Raw genomic sequence first — 18,668 nt, 5'->3', positions numbered from 1 at the left:
CGCGCCTGAGGCTCAGGACCGGTAGTCAGCGTTGATGCTCACGTAATCGTGGCTCAGATCACAGGTCCAGACGGTGTCCGCTGCGGCACCACGGCCCAGCACCACACGCACGGTGATTTCGCTTTGCTTCATGACGCGTTGGCCGTCTTCCTCACGGTAAGCCGGGTTGCGCCCACCTTGGACGGCCACATGCACATCGTCCAGATACAGGTCGATGCCGGTCTGATCGAGGTCGGCAATGCCTGCATAGCCCACCGCTGCCAGGATGCGGCCCAGGTTGGGGTCACTGGCGTAGAAAGCGGTTTTGACCAAGGGCGAGTGGGCGATGGCATAGGCCACCAGGCGGCACTCTTCCGCCGTCTTGCCACCTTCAACACGCACAGTGATGAATTTGGTGGCACCTTCGCCATCACGCACGATGGCCTGCGCCAACTTTTGCGCCACCTCCAGCAAGGCGGCCTTGAGCAAGGCCCCATCACCCGAATCCAGCGACTGGATGAGCGGATTGCCCGCCTTGTGGGTGGCCATCAACACAAAGGAGTCATTGGTGGAGGTGTCGCCATCGATGGTCACCCGGTTGAACGAGCCTTCGGCCAGGTCACGCACCAACCCCTGCAGCAAGGCCGGATCCAGCGCCGCATCGGTAGCCAGAAAGCCCAGCATGGTGGCCATGTTGGGGCGGATCATGCCCGCGCCCTTGCTGATACCGGAAATCGTCACCGGCACGCCGGACAGGGTGATGCGCCGGCTGAACGCCTTGGGCACGGTGTCGGTGGTCATGATGCCTTCGGCGGCACGGCCCCAATGGTCTTCGCGGGCATCGGCCAAGGCGGCTGGCAGGCCGGCTTCGATGCGATCCACCGGCAGGGGCTCCATGATCACGCCTGTCGAAAACGGCAGGATCTGATCGGGCGACAGGGTCAGTTGGCGGGCCAGGGCGATGCAGGTGGCGCGAGCACGCACCAGACCATCCTCACCCGTGCCGGCATTGGCATTGCCAGTATTGATCACCATGGCGCGCACACCGGCACCACGGCTCAGATGCTCACGGCTGATCTGCACAGGCGCAGCGCAAAAGCGGTTCTGGGTGAACACACCGGCCACGCTGGTGCCTTCATCCAGCAAGAAGACGGTCAGGTCCTTGCGGTTGGCCTTGCGTACCCCGGCCTCGGCCACGCCGATGCGCACGCCGGGAACCGGAAAAATCTCATGGGGAAGCGGAGCAGAAAGATGAACAGGCATGGTCGACTTTCAAAACAAGAGCCCTTGCCAGCGGTGGATTGCCATGCGCCAGCGAGGCCCGAATGAACAACACGGGCCGCAGCCCGTGTCAGGAGTGTGCAGGGCTCAGGCCAACTTGCCGTGACACAGCTTGAATTTCTTGCCACTACCGCAGGGGCAAGGATCGTTGCGCCCCACGCGCAACAGCGCATCGGCGGGCAAGGGTGCGCCCGACTGATCGGCCACCGTCTCGACCTCGCCGGTCTCGGTGGGTGCCGTGTAGGTCACGTTGGAGATGTGCTCGGCACGGGCCTCCAGCGCCTGGGCGGCTTCACCGACTTGATCGTCAGATTGCAGACGAACTGTCATCAACAGGCGAGTGACTTCGTTCTTGACTGAATCCAGCATCTGGCCGAACAGTTCAAAGGCCTCGCGCTTGTATTCCTGCTTGGGTTGCTTCTGGGCATAGCCGCGCAGGTGGATGCCTTGGCGCAGGTGGTCCAGCGAGCTGAGGTGTTCGCGCCAGTGGCTGTCAATGGTCTGGAGCAGGACAACGCGCTCGAACTGGGTGAAACTCTCGCCGCCCACCACATCCACCTTGGCCTGGAAGACCTCGCCGGCCGCTTTTTGCACGGCCTCGAGGATGTCATGGTCCATGATGGCACTGGATTTTTCGACCAGCGCCTGCAGATCGACTTCGATCTGCCACTCATCCTTCAGCACCCGCTGCAAACCCGGCAGGTTCCATTGCTCTTCAACCGACTCGGCCGGCACATAGGCGCGGACCAGATCGTCAAAGCAGCCCTCGCGCAAGCTGGCAATCTGGGCCTCCAGGCTGCCCGCATCCAGAATGTCGTTGCGCTGCTGGTAGATCACCTTGCGCTGGTCATTGGAGACATCGTCGTATTCCAGCAATTGCTTGCGGATGTCGAAGTTGCGGGCCTCCACCTTGCGCTGGGCCGACTCGATGCTGCGCGTGACGATGCCGGCTTCGATGGCCTCACCTTCGGGCATCTTCAGACGATCCATGATCGCCTTGACACGATCGCCCGCAAAGATGCGCATCAATTGGTCGTCCAGGCTCAGGTAGAAGCGCGAGGAGCCCGGATCACCCTGGCGGCCCGAACGGCCGCGCAACTGGTTGTCAATGCGGCGGGACTCATGGCGCTCGGTAGCGATGATGCGCAAGCCACCCTGCTGTTTGACAACTTCATGGTCACGCTGCCATGCCTCGCGCAGCTGGGCGACCTTCTGTTCGCGCTGTGCTACGTCCAGCGATTCATCAGCCTCAGCCTCGGCCAGGGCCTTTTCGATGTTGCCACCGAGCACGATGTCGGTCCCGCGGCCTGCCATGTTGGTGGCAATGGTGATCATCTTCGAGCGACCTGCCTGGGCCACGATGTCAGCCTCACGGGCGTGCTGCTTGGCGTTGAGCACCTGATGCGGCAACTTTTCGCGATCCAGCAACTGAGAGATCAGCTCGGAGTTCTCGATCGAGGTGGTGCCGACCAGCACGGGCTGCCCACGCTCATAGCAATCGCGAATGTCCTTGACGGCGGCGTCGTACTTTTCCTTGGTGGTCTTGTAGACGCGGTCGAGTTGGTCGTCACGACGACTGGGCTTGTTCGGCGGGATGACCATGGTCTCAAGACCATAGATCTCCTGGAACTCATAGGCCTCGGTGTCCGCCGTGCCCGTCATGCCGGACAGCTTGCTGTACAGGCGGAAATAGTTCTGGAAGGTGATCGAGGCCAGGGTCTGGTTCTCGGCCTGAATGGCCACGCCTTCCTTGGCTTCAACAGCCTGGTGCAAGCCATCGCTCCAGCGGCGACCCGACATCAGGCGGCCAGTGAACTCGTCAACGATCACGATCTCGCCGTCCTGCACCACATAGTGCTGGTCACGGTGATAAAGGTGGTTGGCCCGCAGCGCTGCATACAGGTGGTGCATCAGCGAGATGTTGGCCGGGTCGTAAAGCGAGGCCCCCTCGGGCAGCAAGCCGGCGCTGTAGAGAATGCGCTCGGCGTTCTCATGGCCCTGCTCGGTGAGCACCACCTGATGGGTCTTCTCGTCGACGGTGAAGTCACCAGGCTTGGTCACACCCTCGCCCGTGCGAGGATCGGCCTCACCCTCCTGGCGAACCAGCAAAGGCACCACGCGGTTGATCGCGATGTACTGGGCCGTGTGGTCATCGGCCTGACCACTGATGATCAAAGGCGTACGCGCCTCGTCGATCAGGATCGAGTCCACCTCGTCCACGATGGCGTAGTTGAGGCCACGCTGCACGCGATCCGTGGTCTCGTAGACCATGTTGTCGCGCAGGTAGTCAAAGCCATATTCGTTGTTGGTCCCGTAGGTGATGTCTGCCCCGTAGGCCGCCTGCTTTTCAGCCCGCGGCATCTGCGGCAGGTTGACGCCGACGGTCATGCCCAGGAAGTTGTACAGACGCCCCATGTTGGCCGCGTCTCGCCCCGCCAGGTAGTCGTTGACCGTGACCACATGCACGCCCTTGCCGGACAACGCATTCAGATAGACCGCCAAGGTCGCCGTCAGCGTCTTGCCTTCCCCGGTGCGCATTTCAGCGATCTTGCCGTTGTGCAAGCCCATGCCGCCCAACAACTGCACATCGAAGTGGCGCATGCGCATGACCCGCTTGGAGCCTTCACGAACCACCGCAAAGGCCTCAGGCAGGATCGCGTCGAGACTTTCCCCCTTGCTGACCCGCTCACGGAATTCGTCAGTCTTGGCCCGCAGCGCCTCGTCCGACAATTTTTCGTACTCAGGCTCCATCGCGTTGATGCGATCCACCGTCTTGCGGTACTGACGCAGAAGCCGATCGTTGCGGCTGCCGAAAATTTTGGTAAGGAAATTAGTGGCCATGAAAACAAGACCGCTCTGCCTGCTATGCGCCATGACAGAGCGACCAAAATCCCTAAAACAATGCTGAATTCAGGTGGAGCCGACTTCCTGGATTGCAAGCGTGCGTGCAACAACGCGCCAAGCCAGGATACCGGCACAAGATGGAGATTCTACCTTTTGGCCCCTACTGCGCCGTGACAGCGCCACGCCGGTCTGCCAGCGTGGTGGAGGCACTCGATCCGGCGCGCAAAAAGCGGTTCGGATCCTGCGGGACGCCCTGCACCAACAACTCGAAGTGCAGGTGGGGACCGGTGGAGCGCCCCGTGGTGCCCACTTCGGCAATGCGCTGGCCACGCTTGATCAGATCGCCCTTGTGCACAAACACCCGTGAAGCGTGCGCATATCGGGTGACAAGATCATTGCCATGATCGATCTCGATCATCTGTCCATATTCGGGATGGTAGGCCTGCGTGACCACCACACCCCCCGCGGCGGCCAGAATCGGCGTGCCGACATCCGCCTGGTAGTCCTGCCCGGTGTGCAGCGCAGAGCTGCCCGTGATGGGATCAATGCGCCACCCGAAACCAGAACCCAGCGGGCGTCCCGGAACGGGGGTCTGGGTGGGAACCATCATCTTGCGGATCTTCTGGTCGAACAAGCGGGATTCAATCACCGTCATCAGATCGACACGCTGGTCTGCCACGCGCTCAAGCTCATCCAGTGTGCTTTGCAATTCTTCAAAAGTCATGGGGCGGGCGGCGACCAAGGCCCCACCACGCCCCGGCGTCGACTTCAGATCGGCACTCACCCCCGCAAGACCCGACACGCGCTCCCCAAGAGATTCGAGTTGCATCATCCTGGCCTGCATTTCACCGACCCTTCGGGCCATGACATCCAGGTTCTCGCGCAAGTAGCGATCACGCTGCTCGTTCTCGTCCTTCACAATCAGTTTGACCACCGAGCCGATGACAGGCCAACCTTCACGCGCCCCTTTGAGAAAAACCCAGTGGTAAAGCCCGGCGGCAAACAGCATCAGCCCCAACGAAGCCAGCAGGGTTGCCAGCAGCAAATGCCAGCCACTCAAGTGCAAGGCCCTGCTCTTGGCCAACCAGGCATCCGTGATAATCAGTTGCAATTCAGTACCTCTCCAGAAAACCGGGTCCCCACATGAACCGTCGACATCAAGCTGTGACGCTCGCCCAGGCGTCGATGGAATCGCCCACCCTGGCCAGATTGTCAGAATTGGTGCGGGATTCGTCGTTGCGCCTGAAGGCCATCGAACCCCTGATCCCTCCCTTGCTCAGATCGGCCATCAAGGCCGGGCCCATTGACGGACCAACCTGGTGCCTGCTGGTTGAATCAAACTCGGCTGCAGCCAAGCTGAAACAACTGTTGCCGGCCTTGCAGGCGCATTTGAGAAGTCGGGGGTGGGAGGTTACCGCAATCCGACTCAAGGTTCAAACAGCGAACCGTTGAATGGAGGGGGTGACAAAAGAGAAGATGGTGCCGGTTGTCGGATTCGAACTGACGACCTACCGCTTACAAGGCGGGTGCTCTACCAACTGAGCTAAACCGGCTGACCCCAGAGGGTACGGGCAGGATTCTAACTGCCAGAACCCCGGGGAGAAATGAAAATGCCTACTTAATTCGCTTCAACGCCGGCCTCGCACCCGCGGGCGAAGCAGGCTTGGGAGGCTCGGGCGGTGTCTCCGCAGAGGGTGCAGCGGCCTCGTCCACCGACACCAACTGCACGACACGCTCATCAGATGAGGTTTCGGACAGAACAGGCTTGGCATCGGCCTTCGGTTCGGACGGAGTATCCGCGATCGGAAAAGCCATCCCTTGACCGTTTTCACGGGCGTAGATGGCCATCACACGCTCGATCGGCACCAGGATTTCGCGTGGCACGCCGCCGAAACGCGCCTTGAATGCGAGGAAATCGTTGCCGATGTTGAGGCCGCTCGTGGCGTCATAGCTGACGTTGAGAACGATCTCCCCCTCCTTGACGAACTCACGCGGCACCTGAACCGACTCATCCACAGCAACCGCCACGTAGGGCGTGAACCCGTTGTCAGTGCACCACTCGTACAAAGCGCGGATCAGATAAGGACGGGTCGATGGAGACTCCTGGGCATTCATGGCGTTCTTTCGCAAACAGAGGGCTTACTTGCGCATGACCTTTTCGGACGGCGTGAGCGCTTCGATGTAGGCCGGACGCGAGAAAATACGCTCGGCGTACTTGAGCAGAGGCGCGGCGTTCTTGCTCAGTTCGATGCCGTAGTAATCCAGACGCCACAGCAGCGGGGCAATCGCCACATCCAGCATGGAGAAATTCTCGCCCAGCATGTACTTGTTCTTCAGGAACACCGGAGCAAGCTGGGTGAGGCGGTCGCGGATGTGGGCGCGTGCTTTTTCCAGGGCCTTTTCATTGCCCTTGGTCAGACGCGACTCGAGGGCGCTCACGTGCACAAACAATTCCTTCTCGAAGTTCAGCAGGAACAGGCGGACACGGGCACGATCCACCGGATCGCCGGGCATCAGCTGAGGATGAGGAAAGCGCTCATCGATGTACTCGTTGATGATGTTCGATTCATACAGAATCAGATCCCGTTCGACCAGGATAGGCACCTGACCGTAGGGATTCATCACATTGATGTCTTCTGGCTTGTTGTAGAGATCCACGTCGCGAATCTCGAAGTCCATGCCTTTTTCAAACAAGACAAAGCGGCAGCGGTGGGAAAAGGGACACGTGGTCCCCGAGTACAACACCATCATGGTAACGGCTCCTCAAAATCAAAAAGAGTGGGGCGCCCAAGGCGGACCCACTCTGCGGGCCTGATCGACCGAGTCGATCAGGCAGGTGACGGAATTACTTGACGTCTTTCCAGTAAGCAGCGTTCAGACGCCAGGCGATCAACGTGAAGAAAGCCAGGAAGATCAGAACACCCACGCCCACCCGGACACGTGTATTTTGCGCTGGCTCGCCCATCCACTGCAGATAGGCCACGAGATCCCCTACGGCCTGATCATATTGCAGGGGCGTCATGGTACCCGGAGTCAGCTGCTCCCAGCCCTTGAACACCTCAACCTTGTGGCCATGCTCCTCGGATTCTTCATATACCGGACGGCGCGCGCCTTGCAGTTCCCAGAGCACGTGCGGCATGCCCACGCTCGGGAAGACCAGGTTGTTCCAGCCGGTGGCCTTGGTCTCGTCGCGGTAGAAAGTGCGCATGTAGGTGTAGAGGTAGTCGGCACCCGTGCCACCATGACCCGCACGCGATCGGGCGATCACGGTCAGATCGGGCGGGTTGGCACCAAACCAATCCTTGGCCTGCTTGGGATCGATCGCAGCCTTCATGGTGTCACCGACCTTTTCGGTCGTGAACAGAAGGTTGTCCTTGATCTGCTGCTCGGTCAGGCCGATGTCCCTCAGGCGGTTGAAGCGCATGAAAGCAGCCGAATGGCAGTTGAGGCAGTAGTTGACGAAGATCTTGGCGCCGTTTTGCAGGGCAGCCAGATCATTGGTCTTGTTGGGTGCCTTGTCCCAAGCCACACCACCTTCGTTGGCTTGGACGCCAGCAACCAGACCGACAGCCATGGCCAAACCAACGATCAGGTGACGGGCGAAGCCCAGGTTTGCAAGCTTTTTCATTGTTTTTCTCTCCAGCAAATCAATGGGCAGCAAAAGTCACACGATCAGGAACCGGCTTGGTTTCACCGATCTGACTCCACCACGGCATCAACAGGAAGAAGCCAAAGTAGAACAAGGTACCCACTTGGGACACACGCTCGCCAATCGGAGACGGCGGCTGCACACCAAGGTAGGCCAGCACCACGAACACCACCACGAAGACGGCATAAAGGTATTTATGCCAGCTCGGGCGATAGCGGATGGATTTCACCGGGCTTTGATCCAGCCAAGGCAGGAAGAACAGGATGATCACTGCGCCACCCATGACCACCACACCCCAGAACTTGGCGTCGATGGACAACATCAGGGCGATGACCACCACCGCTGCGCCCACGACACCCGCCTTCAGGAAGGCCGGCAGTTTGGATTTGACGGCACCGAAGAAGGCGCCAGCGGCCACGCAAGCGATCAACGCATACATCATCTCGCCCGTGATGGCACGCAGCATCGAGTAGAACGGCGTGAAGTACCAGACCGGGGCGATGTGGTTCGGCGTCTTGAACGGATCGGCCGGGATGAAGTTGTTGTATTCCAGGAAGTACCCACCCGCTTCAGGGGCGAAGAAGATCACTGCCGTGAACACCATCAGGAACACACTCACGCCCAGGATGTCGTGAACGGTGTAGTACGGATGGAAAGGAATGCCATCCAGAGGGTGACCGTTGGCATCGCGGGGCGCCTTGGGGCCCTTGATTTCGACGCCATCCGGGTTGTTCGAGCCCACTTCATGCAAGGCAATGATGTGAGCGGCCACCAGACCCAGCAGCACCAGCGGAACCGCAATCACGTGGAAGCTGAAGAAACGGTTCAAGGTCGCATCGGACACCACGTAGTCGCCGCGGATCAGCAAAGCCAGATCAGGGCCGACAAAGGGGATGGCAGAGAACAGGTTCACGATCACCTGAGCGCCCCAGTACGACATCTGCCCCCAGGGCAGCAGATAGCCCATGAAGGCCTCGGCCATCAGACACAGGAAAATGGCGCAACCGAAGATCCAGACCAGTTCCCGCGGCTTGCGGTACGAGCCGTACAGCAGACCCCGGAACATGTGGAGGTAGACCACGATAAAGAATGCCGAAGCACCGGTGGAGTGCATGTAACGCACCAGCCACCCCCAGGGCACATCACGCATGATGTACTCGACCGAGGCAAATGCCAGCGTGGCATCCGGCTTGTAGTGCATGACCAGGAAGATACCGGTCACGATCTGAATCACCAGCACCAGCATGGCCAGTGAGCCAAAGAAGTACCAGAAGTTGAAGTTCTTGGGTGCGTAGTACTCGGAGAGGTGCTCTTTGTACAGCTTGGACGCCGGGAAGCGGTTGTCCACCCAGTTCAGCAGCTTTTCGCCTGCCGAGGCGTTGGGGGAGATTTCCTTGTATTCAGCCATGATGTGTTCCCTCAAGCCTTCTTGTCTTCGCCGATCAGCAGGCGCGTATCGGACAGGTACATGTGAGGAGGCACCGGCAGGTTGTCCGGTGCCGGCTTGTTCTTGAACACACGCCCGGCCAGGTCAAAGGTCGAACCGTGGCAAGGGCAGAGGAACCCCCCCTCCCAGTTGTCGGGCAGCGAGGGCTGCGGACCCGGGGTGAACTTGTCAGACGGCGAGCAGCCGAGGTGGGTGCAGATGCCCACCACCACCAGCACTTCCGGCTTGATCGAGCGGGTCGTGTTGCGCGCGTACTCGGGCGTGAATTCGTCGGGATGGCGCTCAGACTTCGGGTCTGCCAGTTGGCCGTCGAGCTTGGAAAGCTCAGCCACCATCTCTGGTGTGCGCTTCACGATCCACACGGGTTTGCCCCGCCACTCGGCCGTCATCTTCTCGCCAGGCTTGAGGTTGGAAATATCCACCTCGACAGCGGCACCCGCCGCCTTGGCCTTTTCAGAAGGAGACAAAGTACTCACGAAGGGAACGGCGGTTGCAACGCCGCCCACGGCACCAGCACAGGTTGAGGCGATCAGCCACGTCCTCTTGCTGGAGTCGATCCGCTGGGTGTCGACTGGGGTGTCACTCATGGGGTTGTTCCTCGATGAACATCGCTTATTTGGGTCAACCGCGGATTGTACCGGAGGGCCTCTCGTAAATTCAACGCGCTTTTGCCACGTGTATCGTCCCGGAGAATGTGCATAAATACCGAGAAATCAGGGCAAACCCTTGGATTACCCCCTGCATATCGTAAAGACTGTGCAGAATTGATACTCAGCCGCCCGCGGCAAAAAAATTCATACAAAGCAAACAAAGGAAACTTTCCATGAGCATCGTCAAGGAATTCAAAGAATTCGCCATCAAAGGCAATGTGATTGACCTGGCTGTCGGCGTGATCATCGGCGGCGCCTTCGGGAAGATCGTCGACTCGGTGGTGGCTGATCTGATCATGCCGGTGGTCGGACTGGTGTTTGGCAAGCTCGATTTTTCAAATCTCTATATTGCCTTGGGTCAAATTCCAGCAGGCACGTCCGACACGCTGGAAGGCCTCAAGAAAGCCGGTGTGCCTGTTTTTGCGTATGGGCATTTCATCACCGTGGCGGTGAATTTCCTGATCCTGGCTTTCATCATTTTCATGATGGTCAAACAAATCAACCGCCTGAAGCGTGAAACACCGACCGAAGCGCCGGTCGAAGCCGCGCCGGCCGCCCCTGCTGAAGATATTGTCTTGCTGCGCGAAATTCGCGACAGCCTGCGCAAGTAAGCCCCCCCACGAAGCCCCGGACAACCAGGCCGCCCAGGTCGCCTGACACCTTGCGGCGCGACCTCGCTCAGGCGTGGATCAGGCGCCGGGCCATGCGCAGCGCCTCGATCAAGCTGGACGGGTCGGCCTGCCCTGTGCCGGCGATGTCGAATGCGGTTCCATGATCAGGACTGGTGCGCACCAGAGGCAAGCCCAAGGTCACGTTGACCCCCTCCTCCACCCCCAGGTATTTGACCGGTATCAGCCCCTGATCGTGGTACATCGCCACCACCACATCGAACTCGCCACGCCGGGCTCGCATGTACACCGTGTCGGGGGCCACCGGCCCCACAACCTGCATCCCCTGTGCACGAGCGGCCTGCACGGCGGGCTCGATGATGTCCAGCTCCTCGCGCCCAAACATTCCACCCTCTCCCGCATGCGGGTTCAGGCCTGCCACCGCGATGCGGGGCGCCCTGCCCAACACGCGCCGCAATGATTCCTGGGTGATTCGCAGGGTGTCCAGCACGTTGTCGTAGGTCACCGCATCGATGGCCTGGCGCAGCGAGACATGGATGCTCACCAGCACGGTTCGCAGTTCCTGATTGGCCAGCATCATGCGAACCGGCATTGCCTCCAGTCCCACCCCAGCATGGGCCGCCGCTTCAGCCTGCAAAAGTTCGGTGTGCCCCGGAAACGACACGCCCGCCGCGTGCAGTGCCTCTTTGTGCAACGGCGCCGTCACCATGGCGGCCACCGCCCCACGCAAAGCCGCCCGGGCCGCCCAAAGGACAGCTTCAGCCGCCTGGCGGCCTGCCTGATCACTGACCTGCCCCCATTCAGGCAGGCCATTCGGCATGGGGGTCCCGGGATCGATCACCGGCAGGCAGCCCGGTGGGCACTGCGCCAGATCGGCCGGCTCGGAAAGCACCACGACCGGCACCGTTGCCTGCCCACCGCCACGAACCTGCCGCACCACCTGAGCGGCCCGACGCAGCACTTCCGGCTGCCCCACGACCAGAACGCCCATCATGAGCGACGGCTCAAGCTCAAACGCTTTGACGATGGTCTCGGGCCCGATGCCGGCCGGGTCGCCCTGGGTCAAGGCCAACCAGGGCCCATGGGCAGGAACGCTGGCCACTGTGGGGGGTGAATCAGACATGTGCGGGTGCCTTTCAGGCGGGGTTGTCAATGTCGATGAAGTGATGTGGAACACCCAGTTGGCGGGCCACCTCACCCGCCAGCGCGGGGGCTCCATAGCGTTCGGTGGCATGGTGTCCAGCGGCGAGGTACGCCACCCCGGTCTCGCGGGCGTAATGGGCCTGCGGCTCGGAGATCTCTCCGGTGATGAAAGCATCCGCCCCGGCCGCAATGGCCGCTTCAAAATAGCTTTGGGCCCCGCCGGTGCACCAGGCCACCCGCCTCACCGGGCGACCATCCCCCGGCACCCAGGTCACGGGTCGCCCCAGTGCGGTTTCTACCCGCTGCGCCAGGGCCGCGCCTTCCAGGGCACCCAGCGGCGCCATCCAACCCAGGTTCTGCTCACCAAAACAGGGAGCCCCGCCCTCCAAGCCCAGCACCCGCCCCAGTTGGGCGTTGTTACCCCATTCCGGATGCGCATCCAGTGGCAGGTGATAGGCCAGCAGGTTGATGTCGTGGGCCAACAACCTCTGCAGGCGTTGCTTCATCCAGCCGGTGACGCGCCCGTCCTGCCCACGCCAGAACAGACCGTGGTGCACCAGAATGGCGTCAGCTCCGGCAGCAATGGCGGCTTCAATCAGGGCCAGGCTGGCGGTGACGCCGGACACCAGCCGCCGCACCTCTTGACGCCCCTCCACTTGCAGGCCATTGGGGCCATAGTCCTTGAAGCGCTCGGGCTGCAGCAAGGCATCGCAGGTCTGCAGCAAGGTGTGTCGGTCAGTACTCATGCGCCGAATTGTCTCAGAGCCTGTTCACGATCTCCCACGGGTCGTGCAGCGGTCTTTTCGGGATGGAATGCAAGGCGTGGTGCGCCGTCGATCGCCCGGCTATCGACTGTGCGCCGCAACGCCGCAGACCGCCTGAAAAGACCACGGCCCGAAGGGTTGGAGCGACATCGGGCCCGAACTCGGATTTGTGGCGCCCCGCCCGATTGCGCGCCAACGCGGACCGTGCGAGATCGTGAGCAGGCTCTGATTTGCGCCTCATCCTGCGACCCATGGCTTGAGTGACAATAGCAGTCCAACTTCACCCGCCAGCCCGGATTCCGCCCGCTCCAGCCCCATCTGGGGGGCCCGGTCGACGCCCACCACACCCCATTCATGAAGCGCATCTGGCAGCTCTTTTCTCAAACCGTCACCGTGGTTCTGGCCGCCTATTTCGTGGTCGCCACGCTCCAACCCCAATGGCTGAACCGCGGCCCTCTGCGTGTGGGCACCATGGGTGTCGCGTTGCTGGAGGCACCGCCCTCCCCGGCCGGCAGCACCGCTCCGGGCAGCCTCAGTGGCGCCGCCCGCAAGGCTTCGCCAGCGGTGGTCAGCATCAACACCAGCAAGATCAGCCGCCAGCCTCGCAGCAGTGATCCCTGGTATCAGTTCTTTTTCGGCGACCAGGGCGCAACCCAGCAACAGAGTGGACTGGGCAGCGGCGTGATCGTCAGCACCTCAGGCTACATCCTCACCAACAACCATGTGGTCGAATCAGCCGATGAGATCGAGGTCACCCTCAACGACAGCCGCACCACCCAGGCTCGGGTCATCGGCACCGATCCCGACACCGATCTGGCGGTTCTGAAGATCGACGTCGACAGGTTGCCGACGATTGTGCTGGGCAATTCGGACTCGCTGCAGGTCGGAGACCAGGTATTGGCCATCGGCAATCCCTTCGGCGTCGGGCAAACCGTGACCGGCGGCATCGTGAGTGCGCTAGGACGCAATCAGCTGGGCATCAACACCTTCGAGAACTTCATCCAGACCGACGCGGCCATCAACCCAGGCAATTCGGGTGGCGCGCTCGTCGACGTGTACGGCAATCTGCTGGGCATCAACACCGCCATCTATTCACGCTCAGGCGGCAGCATGGGCATCGGTTTTGCCATCCCGGTGTCCACCGCGCGCCAGGTGCTCGACAGCATCATCAAGGACGGACGGGTCACACGAGGCTGGATTGGGGTCGAGCCGAATGAGCTGTCCGCGGAATTGGCCGAGACCTTCGGCATCCAGCCCGTCCCGGGCGTGATCATCACCGGCGTGCTGCAAAACGGCCCCGCGGCCCAGGCGGGCATCCGGCCCGGCGATGTGATCACGCAGGTGGGGGGCCAGGCCGTGCGCAGCGTGCCCGAACTGTTGTCACGTGTCTCGGGGCTGCCGCCCGGACAATCAACCCCTTTCAGCCTGCTGCGCCAAGGCAAAACACTGCAAGCCGAGGTGGTTCCGGGCGTGCGCCCCAAAGCCCACCCCCCGGCCCGGCGCTGAACAACAGGCGGCCGTCAATAGACCCAAAGAAAAGGGGGCCGATACCGGCCCCCTTTTCTTTGACTGGATTCAGCTCTGTCGAGCTGCCTGCACATCACGTCCCTTCAGAGGCCGCCGCTTCGTCCTCGGCAACCGGGGCTTTGGTGGCCTTGACGAAAGCCTGAGCCGCCAGAATCCCGACCTCGTACAGCCCTCCCACCACCGCGAGCAGCATGAGCATCGAGCCAGCATCCGGGGGCGTCACCAAGGCCGTGCCAACCGCCGCAGCCACCCAGAAGTAACCGCGGTACTGGCGCAATTGCGATGTGCTGACCACGCCCATTCGCACCAGCAGAATCACCGCCACGGGCACCTCGAAGGCCAGACCAAAGGCCAGGAACATGCCCAGCACAAAACTCAGGTACTCCTCGATGTCAGGCGCTGCCGTGATCGATTTGGGTGCAAAGCTCTGGATGAAGGAAAACACCTTGCCAAACACGAAGAAGTAGCAAAAAGCCACCCCCACCAGGAACAGCAAGGTGCTGGAGATGACCAGGGGCAACACCAGCTTCTTCTCATGCGAATAAAGGCCGGGCGCCACAAAGGCCCAGACCTGGTAGAGGACGTAAGGCAAGGCGATCAGAAAGGCTGCCATGAACAGGATCTTGATCGGCACCACAAACGGCGACACCACGTTGGTAGCGATCAGGGTAGCGCCCTTGGGCAGGTAAGCCACCAACGGTGCCGCCAGCAGGTCATACAGCTCGCCGGCCCCTGGGTAGAAGGCCAAGGCCAGCGCAACCACGCCGACAGCGATCAACGCACGCACCAGACGATCGCGCAGCTCCATCAGGTGCTGCACAAAAGGCTGCTCGGTGCCAGCCAGCTCGTCATCTTGTTGGGGGGATTCGGACATGGTGGATGGTGATAGGGAGGAAGACCCCCGGACCGGGACTCGGGCCGAGCAGAAGATTGAATGTACCGGTCGTGCTTGCCGGCACGGGCTCAATTGAACTTGCGCGGCCGATACCGGGCCACCCGGGCCGCCCCAGACAAGGCCTTGGTACGCACGCCGCTGCGCGCCTTGTACCACTGCGGCGTGGCGCCCCGCTTGACGCGCCAGTTCTTGCCAGGATGCCGGTACACCGGGGCTGCCGGCTCCACTGAACTTTCCAGGGCGGCATCGGTGGTTTCACGCCAGCTTTCCTCGAACTCTCGGGTGCTGGTGTGGATCGAATTCTCCACATCGCGCGCAGCACTCTCGACGGTGTCCTTCATCTTGCGAAGCTCGTCGAGCTCCATCGAACGATTGACCTCGGCCTTGACGTCATTCACGTAACGCTGGGCCTTGCCGAGCAGGGTGCCCACGGTGCGCGCCACGCGCGGGAGCTTCTCAGGGCCGATGACGATCAAAGCCACCGCGCCGATCAGCGCCATTTTGGAAATGCCAAGGTCAATCATGAAGGGATCTGTCCATTAAAAAGCGCTAGCGCCCAAGGCCGGCTGGGGCTGCATCACAACCCGCCGGAAAGTCCGGGATCAGCCCCGGGCAAGCACTTGAAACTCAGGACTTGGTCTTGGCTTCAACGTCGATCGTTGTCTTTTCTGCGACACCTTGGGCCACTTGAGCGGCCGGAGCAGCCGCTGCGGGCGGGGTCGCCTCGGAGGTGCCCCCCTCTTTCATGCCGTCCTTGAAGCCTTTCACGGCGCCCCCCAGGTCAGAGCCGATGTTCTTGAGCTTCTTGGTGCCGAACACCATCACCACGATCAACAGCACGATCAACCAGTGCCAAATAGAAAACGAACCCATGGATTTCTCCTGAAGAATTGACTGGATTTTAGACGCCGATGGCGAACCCCTGGGCGCAGGGGCTCAAGTATCACCCCCGCAGCCAAGGCCGCGGACCACCCATGACATGGACGTGGAGATGATGCACCTCCTGCCCTCCCTCGGCACCCGTGTTGGTCACGATGCGGAAACCGCCCTGCGGATAAGGGTTGCATCCCTGCTCCATGGCCAGTTTGGGCGCCAGCGTCATGATCTTGCCAAGCAGAGAAGCATGTTCCGCGCCCACATGGGCCATCGACGGGATGTGCAGCTTCGGAATGATCAGAAAATGGACAGGCGCCCAAGGCGCGATGTCATGAAAAGCAAACAGGTCTTCATCCTCGAAAACCTTGCGCGACGGGATCTGACCCGCAACGATCTTGCAGAAAATGCAATTGGCATCCACCGACATCCGAGCACTCCATGGGTTGCTGGGCGTCACCTGCGCCTGGTTTGACACCAGACGGCGTGGCAAGCGCCCCAAAAATCAGCCCTCCGGCCAGACTGGGCCGAGAGCGGAAACACATTCATTGTCAGGGCCGGACCAGGGGCACGTCCGACCATCCAGCGTCAGGCCTGATCGGCCTCACGGGACTGCACCTTGCGCAAGGCCTTCTCCTCGATGCCGCTGGTGCCTTCACGGCGCTCCAGTTCGGCAATCACATCCAGCGGAGACAGCCCATAGTGCGCCAGCGCGATCATCGAGTGAAACCACAGGTCGGCCACCTCATAGACGATCTTGCTGCGATCGCCACCGTGGTCCGCGTCCTTGGCAGCCATCACGGTCTCGGTCGCCTCTTCACCGATTTTCTTGAGGAAAGCGTCGGGCCCTTTGTGCAGCAGACGAGCGACATAGCTTTTGTCCGGATCGCCGCCCTGCTCAGGCTTGCGGCTCTCGATCACGGCGGCCAGGCGGGCCAGGGAATCATTGGAACTCATGGGTACGCACGTCACTTGTAAATGGATTCAGGGTCTTTCAGGACAGGATCGACCGCCGTCCAGCCGGCCTTGGCGGCATCGTATTGCTGGAAGAAACAGCTGTGCCGCCCGGTGTGGCATGCAATGCCGGGCTCATGACCTTGCTGCGTGACCTTCAGAAGCACCACATCGTTGTCGCAATCCAGCCGGATGTCGTGCACCGTCTGCACATGGCCAGACTCCTCACCCTTGAACCAAAGGCGCTGGCGTGAACGGCTGTAGTAAACCGCTCGACCCAGCTCAGCCGTCTTTTGCAGGGCTTCGCGGTTCATCCAGGCGAACATGAGCACATCGTTGCTGCCTTGCTCCTGGGCGATCACGGGCACCAGGCCCTGGGCATCCCACTTGACTTCATCTAACCAGTTCATGGGGTCCATTGTCGATGATTTGGAAAAGCCCACCCCCGGGTTGCGGGCGGTGGGCAGGCGTCTGAGGCCGTGGACGACCTCAGAGACGCACCGGAATGCCACGTTCTGCCATGCGCGCCTTGGCCTGGGCCACCGTGAACTCACCGTAGTGGAAGATGCTGGCCGCGAGCACCGCATCGGCCCCGCCCTGCTGCACACCGTCAGCCAGGTGGTCGAGATTGCCCACACCACCCGAGGCGATGACGGGTACGCTGACCGCATCGGCCACGGCACGGGTGAGGGCCAGATCAAAGCCCGCCTTGGTACCGTCGCGGTCCATGCTGGTCAGCAGGATTTCGCCGGCACCGCGGCGAGCCATCTCGCTGGCCCATGCCACCGCATCCAGACCGGTGTTCTTGCGCCCGCCATGGCTGTAGACATCCCAACCTTCGCCGCGCGCCAGCAGGTCTTCGCCATGACGGCGCTTGGCATCGATGGCCACCACGATGCACTGCGCGCCATAGCGTGCCGAGGCGTCACTGATGACTTGCGGGTTGGCGATGGCGGCCGAGTTGAAGCTGGTCTTGTCGGCACCCGCGTTGAGCAGGCGACGCACATCCTCGACCGTGCGCACCCCACCGCCGACGGTCAGTGGAATGAACACCTGGGAGGCCACTGCCTCGATGATGTGAAGAATCAGGTCGCGCCCATCACTGGTGGCGGTGATGTCCAGAAAGGTCAGTTCGTCGGCGCCCTGCTCGTTGTAGCGGGCCGCGATTTCAACCGGATCGCCTGCATCACGCAGTTCGACGAAATTGACACCTTTGACGACCCGACCACCGGTCACGTCCAGACAGGGGATGATGCGCTTGGCCAGCATCAGTTGCGCCCGTTCAGTTCGTCGGCGCGAGCCTGGGCAGCCGCAAAGTCGAGATCGCCCGAATAAATCGCACGACCACAGATCACACCTTCAACGCCTTCGCCCTCGACGGCACACAACTGTTCAATGTCAGCCATGTTCGACAGGCCGCCCGAGGCAATGACGGGAATGGTCAGGGCCTGGGCCAGCTTGACGGTCGCGTCGATGTTGATGCCCGAGAGCATGCCGTCACGCCCGATGTCGGTGTAGATGATGGATTCCACACCCCAATCTTCGAATTTCTTGGCCAGATCAACCACTTCATGACCCGTGAGCTTGCTCCAGCCATCGGTGGCCACTTTGCCATCCTTGGCGTCCAGCCCCACGATGATGTGACCGCCAAATGCGGTGCAGGCATCTTTCAGAAAGCCCGGATTCTTGACGGCTGCCGTGCCGATGATCACGTAACGGAGACCGCCGTCGATGTACTTCTCGATGGTGTCCAGATCGCGGATGCCCCCCCCCAATTGAACCGGAATGTCATCGCCCACCGCCTTGAGGATGGACTTGATGGCCGAATAGTTCTGGGGCTTGCCGGCAAAGGCGCCATTGAGGTCGACCAGGTGGAGGCGGCGGGCGCCCTGGTTGACCCAGTTCAGGGCCATGGCAGCAGGGTCTTCACCAAAGGTGGTGGCCTGGTCCATGTCACCTTGCTTGAGGCGCACGCAGTGGCCGTCTTTGAGATCGATCGCGGGAATGAGTTGCATGGTGCTGTGAGCAGCGTA

21 protein-coding genes and 1 tRNA gene are annotated in these 18,668 nt (G+C 61.3%); 3 read left to right on the top strand and 19 right to left on the bottom strand.

Going from position 1 to position 18,668, the window contains the following annotated elements:
• Window positions 1–12 precede the first annotated feature (12 nt).
• The 3 genes from argJ to AC07VS_RS00950 form a co-directional block, all read right to left on the bottom strand.
• Entirely contained in the window at window positions 13–1,242 is a 1,230-nt protein-coding gene (gene argJ / locus AC07VS_RS00960; protein ID WP_492347264.1) for a bifunctional glutamate N-acetyltransferase/amino-acid acetyltransferase ArgJ, read from the bottom strand.
• Window positions 1,243–1,347: 105 nt separating this feature from the next.
• Window positions 1,348–4,101: a preprotein translocase subunit SecA gene (gene secA, locus AC07VS_RS00955; RefSeq protein WP_492347265.1), complete on the bottom strand. Its 2,754-nt coding sequence runs from the start codon at window positions 4,099–4,101 to the stop codon at window positions 1,348–1,350.
• A 163-nt stretch (window positions 4,102–4,264) separates the two neighbouring features.
• Window positions 4,265–5,215, bottom strand: coding sequence for a M23 family metallopeptidase (locus AC07VS_RS00950; protein ID WP_492347266.1), 951 nt, complete (start codon window positions 5,213–5,215; stop codon window positions 4,265–4,267).
• A 32-nt stretch (window positions 5,216–5,247) separates the two neighbouring features.
• Between AC07VS_RS00950 and AC07VS_RS00945 the strand changes: the two genes are divergently transcribed.
• On the top strand, window positions 5,248–5,556 hold the full coding sequence (locus tag AC07VS_RS00945; protein ID WP_492347267.1) for a hypothetical protein: 309 nt from the start codon (window positions 5,248–5,250) through the stop codon (window positions 5,554–5,556).
• A 25-nt stretch (window positions 5,557–5,581) separates the two neighbouring features.
• Here the strand turns inward: AC07VS_RS00945 and AC07VS_RS00940 are convergent.
• The 6 genes from AC07VS_RS00940 to petA all read right to left on the bottom strand — a co-directional run bounded on the left by AC07VS_RS00940 (window position 5,582) and on the right by petA (window position 9,787).
• Window positions 5,582–5,657, bottom strand: a tRNA-Thr gene (locus AC07VS_RS00940).
• A 61-nt stretch (window positions 5,658–5,718) separates the two neighbouring features.
• A complete protein-coding gene (locus tag AC07VS_RS00935) occupies window positions 5,719–6,219 on the bottom strand; it encodes a ClpXP protease specificity-enhancing factor (protein WP_492347268.1) in 501 nt (166 codons plus the stop codon).
• Between the two features lie 24 nt (window positions 6,220–6,243).
• Complete coding sequence (locus AC07VS_RS00930; protein WP_019576115.1) at window positions 6,244–6,855, bottom strand: glutathione S-transferase N-terminal domain-containing protein; 612 nt, start codon at window positions 6,853–6,855, stop codon at window positions 6,244–6,246.
• A 94-nt stretch (window positions 6,856–6,949) separates the two neighbouring features.
• Window positions 6,950–7,732: a cytochrome c1 gene (locus tag AC07VS_RS00925; protein WP_492347269.1), complete on the bottom strand. Its 783-nt coding sequence runs from the start codon at window positions 7,730–7,732 to the stop codon at window positions 6,950–6,952.
• Window positions 7,733–7,751: 19 nt separating this feature from the next.
• Window positions 7,752–9,161, bottom strand: a complete 1,410-nt coding sequence (locus AC07VS_RS00920; protein WP_492347270.1) for a cytochrome b — start codon at window positions 9,159–9,161, stop codon at window positions 7,752–7,754.
• An 11-nt stretch (window positions 9,162–9,172) separates the two neighbouring features.
• Window positions 9,173–9,787 carry a ubiquinol-cytochrome c reductase iron-sulfur subunit gene (gene petA / locus AC07VS_RS00915; protein ID WP_492347271.1) on the bottom strand — a complete coding sequence of 205 codons (615 nt, stop codon included), beginning with the start codon at window positions 9,785–9,787 and terminating at the stop codon, window positions 9,173–9,175.
• A 236-nt stretch (window positions 9,788–10,023) separates the two neighbouring features.
• Here petA and mscL point away from each other — a divergent pair, with 236 nt between their 5' ends.
• Window positions 10,024–10,461 (top strand): large conductance mechanosensitive channel protein MscL, encoded by a 438-nt coding sequence (gene mscL, locus AC07VS_RS00910; protein ID WP_494656625.1) that lies wholly within the window; start codon window positions 10,024–10,026, stop codon window positions 10,459–10,461.
• A 67-nt stretch (window positions 10,462–10,528) separates the two neighbouring features.
• On the opposite strand, the gene pdxA is transcribed toward mscL, so the two are convergent.
• Window positions 10,529–11,602: a 4-hydroxythreonine-4-phosphate dehydrogenase PdxA gene (gene pdxA / locus AC07VS_RS00905; protein WP_494749970.1), complete on the bottom strand. Its 1,074-nt coding sequence runs from the start codon at window positions 11,600–11,602 to the stop codon at window positions 10,529–10,531.
• Between the two features lie 13 nt (window positions 11,603–11,615).
• Window positions 11,616–12,368: a Nif3-like dinuclear metal center hexameric protein gene (locus tag AC07VS_RS00900; protein ID WP_494656623.1), complete on the bottom strand. Its 753-nt coding sequence runs from the start codon at window positions 12,366–12,368 to the stop codon at window positions 11,616–11,618.
• A 372-nt stretch (window positions 12,369–12,740) separates the two neighbouring features.
• On the opposite strand from AC07VS_RS00900, the gene AC07VS_RS00895 reads away from it, so the two are divergent.
• Complete coding sequence (locus AC07VS_RS00895; RefSeq protein WP_494749969.1) at window positions 12,741–13,892, top strand: trypsin-like peptidase domain-containing protein; 1,152 nt, start codon at window positions 12,741–12,743, stop codon at window positions 13,890–13,892.
• A gap of 94 nt (window positions 13,893–13,986) precedes the next feature.
• Here AC07VS_RS00895 and tatC read toward each other — a convergent pair whose 3' ends face one another.
• The 8 genes from tatC to hisA all read right to left on the bottom strand — a co-directional run bounded on the left by tatC (window position 13,987) and on the right by hisA (window position 18,650).
• The gene (gene tatC / locus AC07VS_RS00890; RefSeq protein WP_492347276.1) at window positions 13,987–14,787 is read right to left on the bottom strand and encodes a twin-arginine translocase subunit TatC; all 801 of its coding nucleotides are present in this window, start codon (window positions 14,785–14,787) and stop codon (window positions 13,987–13,989) included.
• Between the two features lie 89 nt (window positions 14,788–14,876).
• Window positions 14,877–15,332, bottom strand: a complete 456-nt coding sequence (gene tatB, locus AC07VS_RS00885) for a Sec-independent protein translocase protein TatB (protein WP_492347277.1) — start codon at window positions 15,330–15,332, stop codon at window positions 14,877–14,879.
• 103 nt (window positions 15,333–15,435) lie between these two features.
• On the bottom strand, window positions 15,436–15,681 hold the full coding sequence (tatA, locus tag AC07VS_RS00880) for a Sec-independent protein translocase subunit TatA (protein ID WP_492347278.1): 246 nt from the start codon (window positions 15,679–15,681) through the stop codon (window positions 15,436–15,438).
• A gap of 70 nt (window positions 15,682–15,751) precedes the next feature.
• On the bottom strand, window positions 15,752–16,111 hold the full coding sequence (locus AC07VS_RS00875; RefSeq protein WP_492347279.1) for a histidine triad nucleotide-binding protein: 360 nt from the start codon (window positions 16,109–16,111) through the stop codon (window positions 15,752–15,754).
• A 158-nt stretch (window positions 16,112–16,269) separates the two neighbouring features.
• Complete coding sequence (locus tag AC07VS_RS00870) at window positions 16,270–16,638, bottom strand: phosphoribosyl-ATP diphosphatase (protein ID WP_492347280.1); 369 nt, start codon at window positions 16,636–16,638, stop codon at window positions 16,270–16,272.
• An 11-nt stretch (window positions 16,639–16,649) separates the two neighbouring features.
• Entirely contained in the window at window positions 16,650–17,054 is a 405-nt protein-coding gene (gene hisI / locus AC07VS_RS00865; protein WP_492347281.1) for a phosphoribosyl-AMP cyclohydrolase, read from the bottom strand.
• A 70-nt stretch (window positions 17,055–17,124) separates the two neighbouring features.
• Entirely contained in the window at window positions 17,125–17,904 is a 780-nt protein-coding gene (gene hisF / locus AC07VS_RS00860; RefSeq protein WP_492347282.1) for an imidazole glycerol phosphate synthase subunit HisF, read from the bottom strand.
• Complete coding sequence (gene hisA / locus AC07VS_RS00855; protein ID WP_492347283.1) at window positions 17,904–18,650, bottom strand: 1-(5-phosphoribosyl)-5-[(5-phosphoribosylamino)methylideneamino]imidazole-4-carboxamide isomerase; 747 nt, start codon at window positions 18,648–18,650, stop codon at window positions 17,904–17,906. The genes hisF and hisA overlap by 1 nt, the downstream gene beginning before the upstream one ends.
• Window positions 18,651–18,668: the final 18 nt, after the last annotated feature.

This window comes from Curvibacter sp. GW821-FHT01G03, assembly GCF_059422285.1.
The sequence above is the reverse complement of the archived record's forward strand: the minus strand, read 5'-3'. Positions and strand labels throughout refer to the sequence as shown.

Bases quoted from the DNA above. Each gene is read 5' to 3' on its own strand.
- AC07VS_RS00925 (WP_492347269.1), bottom strand. From the start codon at position 7,732: ATGAAAAAGCTTGCAAACCTGGGCTTCGCCCGTCACCTGATCGTTGGT.
- mscL (WP_494656625.1), top strand. From the start codon at position 10,024: ATGAGCATCGTCAAGGAATTCAAAGAATTCGCCATCAAAGGCAATGTG.
- tatB (WP_492347277.1), bottom strand. From the start codon at position 15,332: ATGATTGACCTTGGCATTTCCAAAATGGCGCTGATCGGCGCGGTGGCT.
- tatC (WP_492347276.1), bottom strand. From the start codon at position 14,787: ATGTCCGAATCCCCCCAACAAGATGACGAGCTGGCTGGCACCGAGCAG.
- secA (WP_492347265.1), bottom strand. From the start codon at position 4,101: ATGGCCACTAATTTCCTTACCAAAATTTTCGGCAGCCGCAACGATCGG.
- AC07VS_RS00895 (WP_494749969.1), top strand. From the start codon at position 12,741: ATGAAGCGCATCTGGCAGCTCTTTTCTCAAACCGTCACCGTGGTTCTG.
- hisF (WP_492347282.1), bottom strand. From the start codon at position 17,904: ATGCTGGCCAAGCGCATCATCCCCTGTCTGGACGTGACCGGTGGTCGG.
- AC07VS_RS00935 (WP_492347268.1), bottom strand. From the start codon at position 6,219: ATGAATGCCCAGGAGTCTCCATCGACCCGTCCTTATCTGATCCGCGCT.
- pdxA (WP_494749970.1), bottom strand. From the start codon at position 11,602: ATGTCTGATTCACCCCCCACAGTGGCCAGCGTTCCTGCCCATGGGCCC.
- hisI (WP_492347281.1), bottom strand. From the start codon at position 17,054: ATGGACCCCATGAACTGGTTAGATGAAGTCAAGTGGGATGCCCAGGGC.
- AC07VS_RS00945 (WP_492347267.1), top strand. From the start codon at position 5,248: ATGAACCGTCGACATCAAGCTGTGACGCTCGCCCAGGCGTCGATGGAA.
- tatA (WP_492347278.1), bottom strand. From the start codon at position 15,681: ATGGGTTCGTTTTCTATTTGGCACTGGTTGATCGTGCTGTTGATCGTG.
- AC07VS_RS00930 (WP_019576115.1), bottom strand. From the start codon at position 6,855: ATGATGGTGTTGTACTCGGGGACCACGTGTCCCTTTTCCCACCGCTGC.
- hisA (WP_492347283.1), bottom strand. From the start codon at position 18,650: ATGCAACTCATTCCCGCGATCGATCTCAAAGACGGCCACTGCGTGCGC.
- argJ (WP_492347264.1), bottom strand. From the start codon at position 1,242: ATGCCTGTTCATCTTTCTGCTCCGCTTCCCCATGAGATTTTTCCGGTT.
- AC07VS_RS00900 (WP_494656623.1), bottom strand. From the start codon at position 12,368: ATGAGTACTGACCGACACACCTTGCTGCAGACCTGCGATGCCTTGCTG.
- AC07VS_RS00920 (WP_492347270.1), bottom strand. From the start codon at position 9,161: ATGGCTGAATACAAGGAAATCTCCCCCAACGCCTCGGCAGGCGAAAAG.
- AC07VS_RS00875 (WP_492347279.1), bottom strand. From the start codon at position 16,111: ATGTCGGTGGATGCCAATTGCATTTTCTGCAAGATCGTTGCGGGTCAG.
- petA (WP_492347271.1), bottom strand. From the start codon at position 9,787: ATGAGTGACACCCCAGTCGACACCCAGCGGATCGACTCCAGCAAGAGG.
- AC07VS_RS00870 (WP_492347280.1), bottom strand. From the start codon at position 16,638: ATGAGTTCCAATGATTCCCTGGCCCGCCTGGCCGCCGTGATCGAGAGC.